6 protein-coding genes are annotated in these 6,156 nt (G+C 65.2%); all 6 read left to right on the top strand.

Features of this window, described 5'->3' with window-relative positions:
• On the top strand, positions 1-1,297 hold a 1,297-nt coding region (locus ABYB95_RS15280), incomplete at its 5' end, for a carboxyl transferase domain-containing protein (RefSeq protein ID WP_372659427.1).
• A 146-nt stretch (positions 1,298-1,443) separates the two neighbouring features.
• On the top strand, positions 1,444-1,947 hold the full coding sequence (locus ABYB95_RS15275; protein ID WP_372659426.1) for a DinB family protein: 504 nt from the start codon (positions 1,444-1,446) through the stop codon (positions 1,945-1,947).
• Positions 1,948-1,983: 36 nt separating this feature from the next.
• Entirely contained in the window at positions 1,984-3,120 is a 1,137-nt protein-coding gene (locus ABYB95_RS15270) for an acyl-CoA dehydrogenase family protein (protein ID WP_372659425.1), read from the top strand.
• A gap of 124 nt (positions 3,121-3,244) precedes the next feature.
• Entirely contained in the window at positions 3,245-4,033 is a 789-nt protein-coding gene (locus ABYB95_RS15265; protein WP_372659424.1) for an enoyl-CoA hydratase/isomerase family protein, read from the top strand.
• 22 nt (positions 4,034-4,055) lie between these two features.
• Entirely contained in the window at positions 4,056-4,799 is a 744-nt protein-coding gene (locus ABYB95_RS15260; RefSeq protein ID WP_372659423.1) for a DUF4126 domain-containing protein, read from the top strand.
• A 50-nt stretch (positions 4,800-4,849) separates the two neighbouring features.
• A partial coding sequence (locus ABYB95_RS15255) for an acetyl/propionyl/methylcrotonyl-CoA carboxylase subunit alpha (protein ID WP_372659422.1) occupies positions 4,850-6,156 on the top strand: 1,307 nt, incomplete at its 3' end.

The raw sequence follows: 6,156 nt of genomic DNA, 5'->3' as shown, positions 1-6,156 counted from the left end.
GATCGTCTGCAACGACGCCACCGTGAAGGGTGGCACCTACTACCCCATGACGGTGAAAAAACACCTGCGGGCGCAAGAGGTGGCGGCGCAGAACAACCTGGTCTGCATCTATCTGGTGGATTCGGGCGGCGCCAACCTGCCGAACCAGGACGACGTGTTCCCCGACCGCGAGCACTTTGGTCGCATCTTCTACAACCAGGCCAATATGAGCGCCAACGGCATCGCGCAGATCGCGGTCGTCATGGGCTCGTGCACGGCGGGTGGCGCTTACGTGCCCGCCATGAGCGACGAGACCATCATCGTCAAGAACCAGGGCACCATCTTCCTGGGCGGCCCGCCGTTGGTGAAGGCCGCCATTGGCGAAATCGTCAGCGCCGAAGACCTGGGCGGTGGCGACGTGCACACCCGCCTCTCGGGCGTGGCCGATCACCTGGCGCAGAACGACGCCCATGCGCTGGCCCTGGCGCGCCAGGCAGTGGCCACGCTGAACCGGCGCAAAGAAGCCACGCAAGCCTTGCGCGAACCGCGCGCGCCTTTGCACGATCCGCAGGAACTGTACGGCGTGATCCCGGCGGACACGCGCAAACCTTACGACGTGCGCGAAATCATCGCCCGCGTGGTGGATGGCAGCGAGTTCCACGAATTCAAGGCGCGTTTCGGCGCCACCCTGGTCTGCGGTTTTGCGCACATCGAAGGCATGCCCATCGGCATCGTTGCCAACAACGGTGTGCTGTTTTCCGAGAGTGCGCAAAAAGGCGCGCACTTCATCGAACTGTGCTGCCAGCGCAAAGTGCCGCTGCTGTTTCTGCAGAACATCACCGGCTTCATGGTCGGCAAGAAATACGAGAGCGAAGGCATCGCGCGCCACGGCGCGAAACTGGTCACCGCCGTGGCCACGGCCCAGGTGCCCAAGTTCACCGTCATCATCGGCGGCAGCTACGGCGCCGGCAACTACGGCATGTGTGGCCGCGCCTACAGCCCGCGCTTTTTGTGGATGTGGCCCAACGCGCGCATCTGCGTCATGGGCGGTGAGCAGGCCGCAGGGGTGCTGGCCACGGTGAAGCGCGACGGCATCGAGGCGCGTGGCGGCAGCTGGAGCGCCGAAGAAGAGGCGGCCTTCAAGCAGCCGGTGCTCGACCAGTTCGGCCACCAGTCGCGCCCGTATTACTCCAGCGCCCGCTTGTGGGACGACGGCGTGATCGACCCCGCCGATACGCGCCGTGTGCTCGGCCTGGCCTTGTCGGTGGCGCTCAACACGCCGATCGGCGAACCCAAGTTCGGCGTGTTCCGGATGTAGGACATGGCCCACCCCCGCGCCGCTTCGCGTCACCCCCTCACGGGGGCGCAGCCAGCAGCCCGGCGGAGCCGGTTCTGCGGCTGCTGCTGGAAGGCGCGGGTTCTTGCCCTGCACTGCTCACTTCAGCACCATCGCAGAGAAGCCTTATGAATCCACATACCCACTTCGTGCAACTCGCCCGCTACAACGTGTGGGCCACCGAGCGCCTGCTCGAAGCCGTTGAGCCGGTGAGCGAGCTGGACTACCGGCGCGATCTTCGTCTGTTCTTCAAAAGCATCCACGGCACGCTGAACCATCTGCTGGTGGGTGAGCACATGCTGTGGCAGCGGCGCTTTGCGCGCGGCGGGTCGCCCAAGCTGGCGCTGGACATGGAAATCGAGCCCGAGCGCGACCGGCTGGGGCAAGCGCTCAAGGGCGGCGCCAAGACCTGGGAGCCACTGATCAACAGCTGGCCCGCTGAGCGTTTTGAAGGCAAGCTGGCCTACACCAACATGCGCGGGCAGGCGATGAGCCTGCCGTTCGCCGCCACCTTGGCCCACGTGTTCAACCACGGCACGCACCACCGGGGCCAGATCAGCGCAGCGCTCACCGTGCTCGGTCAACCCGCGCCCGAACTGGACCTGGTGTACTACCTGCAGCAGGCGGGCTGAGCACCCGAACCCCACATACAAAGAAAGAGACAAACCATGAGCGCCACCATCTACGACAACCCCGACCACGAACTGTTGCGCGACCAGGTGGCGCGGTTTCTCGAACGCGAAGTGGAGCCCCATGCGGCCGCGTGGGAAGACACTGGCATGGTGCCGCGCGACGTGTTGCGCCGCATGGGCCAAGCCGGTTTGCTGGGCATCGCGTTCGACGGCGCATATGGCGGTGCCGACGCCGACGCCATGACCAACCTGGTGTTCGCCGAAGCCCTGTCGCAGTCCACGTTTGCCGGCTTCATCATCACCGTGCTCGTGCACACCGACATGGCGGGGCCGCACCTGCACCACGCGGGCAGCGTGGCGCAGAAAGAAAAATACCTGCGCAAAGTGACCGCCGGTGAAATGATCACGGCGGTGGGCATCACCGAGCCGGGCGCCGGCTCCGACGTGGCGGGCATTCGCACTTCCGCGCGCCGCGATGGCGACGACTGGGTGCTCAACGGCACCAAGATGTTCATCACCAACGGCGTGCACGCCGATCTGTATTTCATCGCCGCCAAGACCGGCAGCGCACGCCACGACATGACGATGTTCATCGTGGAAAAGGGCACCCCCGGCTTCAGCGTTGGGCGGTCCCTGAAAAAGACGGGCTGGCTCTCGTCCGACACCGCCGAGCTGGTGCTCGACAACGTGCGCGTGCCCCACGCCAACCTGCTGGGCGAAGAGGGCAAAGGCTTTTATTCGGTGATGAAAAACTTCCAGACCGAGCGCATCGCCCTCGGTGCCATGGCGGTCGGGCATTGCACCCAGGCGCTCCAGCTCACGCTCGACTACGTGCGCCAGCGCCAGGCCTTTGGCGGCACGCTGTGGGACAAACAAACCATCCGCCAGCGCCTGTCGATGCTGGACGCCAAGACCCGCGCTGCGCGGCAGTTCATGTACCACTGCGCCTGGCGCGTGACGCAGGGCCACGACATCGTGCAGGAGGTCTCCATGCTCAAGGCGCTGACCGGCGAACTCGTCAACGAGGTGGTGCAGACCTGCCAGCAGTTCCACGGCGGCATGGGCTTCATCCGCGAAACCGCGATCGAACGCCTGTGGCGCGACGCGCGCGTGCTCGCCATTGGTGGCGGCGCCACCGAGGTGATGCTGGAAGAAGTGGCCAAGCGGTATTGATGGACCGCCACCGGACCCGCTTCGCGCTGCAAAGCCCGCTCAAGGCCGGGCTTGAAAAGGGCGGTTCAGCGGTGTTTCCCCAAGCAGCTTGTGCAAACGGAATGAACGAATCAAAGGAATGAAGATGACCGAAGTTCTAGACGTATCCCGACCCACGCCCCATGTGGCCCGGGTCTGGCTCAACCGCCCCGATGTGCGCAACGCGTTCAACGACGAGGTGATCGCCGCGCTCAGCGCCACCTTCACCGAACTGGCCCAGGACGGGCAGTTGCGCGCGGTGGTGCTGGGGGCGCACGGCAAGGCCTTTTGCGCCGGCGCCGATCTCAACTGGATGAAGGCCATGGCCGGCTACAGCTGGGAACAAAACCGGGCCGATGCACAAAAACTGGCCGATATGTTGTGGACGCTGGACCAATGCCCCGTGCCCATCGTGGGCCGCATCCAGGGCGATTGCTACGCCGGTGGCATGGGCCTGGCCGCCATTTGCGACGTGCTGGTGGCGGTGGAGGGTGCCACCTTCTGCTTGTCTGAAGCGCGCCTGGGTTTGTTGCCCGCCACCATCAGCCCCTACGTGGTGCGGGCCATGGGGCAGCAGGCTTCGCGCCGCTACATGGTCACGGCCGAGCGCTTCAGCGCGGCGCAAGCCCACGCGCTGGGCATGGTGCACGAATTGGCCACGCCCGAAACGCTGGATGCGCGGGTCGATGAACTCGTGTCCACCCTGGTGGCCAACGGCCCCCAGGCCGCCCGTGCCTGCAAACGCCTGGTGGCCGATGTGAGCGGCCTGCCGATCACGGCCGACCTGCGCAGCGATACCGCGCGGCGCATCGCCGACATCCGGGCCAGCGAAGAAGGCCAGGAGGGGCTGCAGTCTTTCCTGCAAAAACGCAAGCCGAACTGGCTGCCGGCCTAAGCGCGAGACGCCGACCACCACCATGGAAACCGTGGACCACAATCTGTGGCAACAGCTGGTGGCCTGGCTGCACACGCTGGGTATCCACCCGGGCACCGGTGTGGTTGGCGGCGTGGGTGCGCAGGTGGGCGAAGGGGTTTCAACGGCGGTCGGTCGGCTCGACATGCCGAGCCTGCTCGCGCTGGCCGCAGCCCTCGGTTGGTCTAGCGGTTTCCGTCTCTATGCCGTGGTGTTCCTGGTTGGGATGGCAGGTACTTTGGGCTGGATGGACCTGCCCGCAGGGTTGCAGATGTTGCAGCACCCGGTGGTGCTGGTGGTGAGCGCCTGCCTGTTGTTCGTCGAATTTTTTGCCGACAAGATTCCCGGCCTCGATTCGGTGTGGGATCTGCTCAACAGCGTGGTCCGCATCCCGGCGGGTGCGGCGCTGGCGGCTGGCGTTTTTGGTGCCGACAGCGCCACCATGGGCCTGGTTGCCGGCCTCATGGGTGGCACGCTGGCGGCCAGCAGCCAGGCCGCCAAGACCACCACGCGCGCGGCCATCAACACCTCGCCCGAACCGTTTTCCAACCTCGCCGCCAGTTTGCTGGAAGACGGATTGGTCGTCGCTGCCCTTTTTCTCGCGACCCAGCACCCGCTGGTGTTTGCTGTGTTGCTGTTCATCGCCGTGGTGTTGATGTGGATCGTCACCTGGACCCTGTTCAAGTTTCTGCGCGCGGCGGTGTACCGCTTGCGCTCCTTTTTCTCCCGTGCGCCCCATGCTTTTTGACCGGCTTGGTGCATCCTCGTTGCCAGCCCGCTTGTGATTGAAAGTCTTTGATGTTCAAAAAAATCCTGATCGCCAACCGCGGTGAAATCGCCTGCCGCGTCGCCGCCACCGCCCGCCGCTTGGGTGTGCGCACCGTCGCCGTGTATTCCGATGCCGACGCCAGCGCCAAACACGTGGCCGCTTGCGACGAAGCCGTGCACATCGGTGGCAGCGCCCCCAAAGACAGTTACCTGCAGTGGGAGCGCATCCTGCAGGCGGCCAAAGACACCGGCGCACAGGCGGTGCACCCGGGTTATGGCTTCTTGAGTGAAAACGACGCCTTTGCCGATGCCTGCGCCAAAGCCGGTCTGGTGTTCATCGGCCCGCCGTCGTCGGCCATTCTGGCCATGGGACTCAAGGCGGAGTCCAAGCAACTGATGGAAAAAGCCGGTGTGCCACTGGTGCCCGGATACCACGGTGCCGACCAGGACCCCGACTTGTTGCAGCGCGAGGCCGATGCCATCGGCTACCCCGTGCTGATCAAGGCCAGCGCCGGAGGTGGCGGCAAGGGCATGCGCGCGGTAGACAAGGCGGAAGATTTTGCGGCGGCCCTGGCCAGTTGCCAACGCGAGGCGCGCAACAGCTTTGGCAGCGACGCCGTGCTGGTTGAAAAATACGTGCAACGCCCGCGCCACATCGAAATCCAGGTGTTTGGCGACACACAGGGCGACTGCGTCTACCTGTTCGAGCGCGATTGCTCGGTGCAGCGCCGCCACCAAAAGGTGTTGGAAGAAGCGCCCGCACCCGGCATGACGCCCGAACTGCGCGCCCGCATGGGTGCGGCGGCGGTGGCCGCGGCGAAAGCCGTGAACTACGTGGGTGCGGGCACGGTGGAATTCATCGTGGAGCAGCCCGGCGGCTATGAGAAACCGGAAGACATGAAGTTCTTCTTCATGGAAATGAACACCCGCCTGCAGGTGGAGCACCCGGTCACCGAAGCCATCACCGGGCTGGACCTGGTGGAGTGGCAGCTGCGCGTGGCGTCTGGCGAGCCGCTGCCGCTCAAGCAGGACCAACTGCGCATCCATGGCCACGCCATCGAAGCCCGCATTTGTGCCGAAACACCGGACAACAACTTTTTGCCCGCCACCGGCTGCCTGAACGTGTACCGCAAGCCCTCCGCCACCGCGTTCGAGCGCGGCGCCGTGCGCGTGGACGACGGCGTGCGCGAGGGCGACGCGATCAGCCCGTTTTACGACTCCATGGTGGCCAAGCTCATCGTGCACGGTGCCACGCGCGAAGAAGCGCTTTCGCGCATGGACGCGGCGCTGGCCGAGACCCGCATCGTCGGTCTGTCGACCAACGTGCAGTTCTTGCG

This window comes from Hydrogenophaga sp., assembly GCF_041633695.1.
Lineage (GTDB): Bacteria > Pseudomonadota > Gammaproteobacteria > Burkholderiales > Burkholderiaceae_C > Hydrogenophaga.
This window is presented reverse-complemented; position numbering and strand designations above follow the sequence as displayed.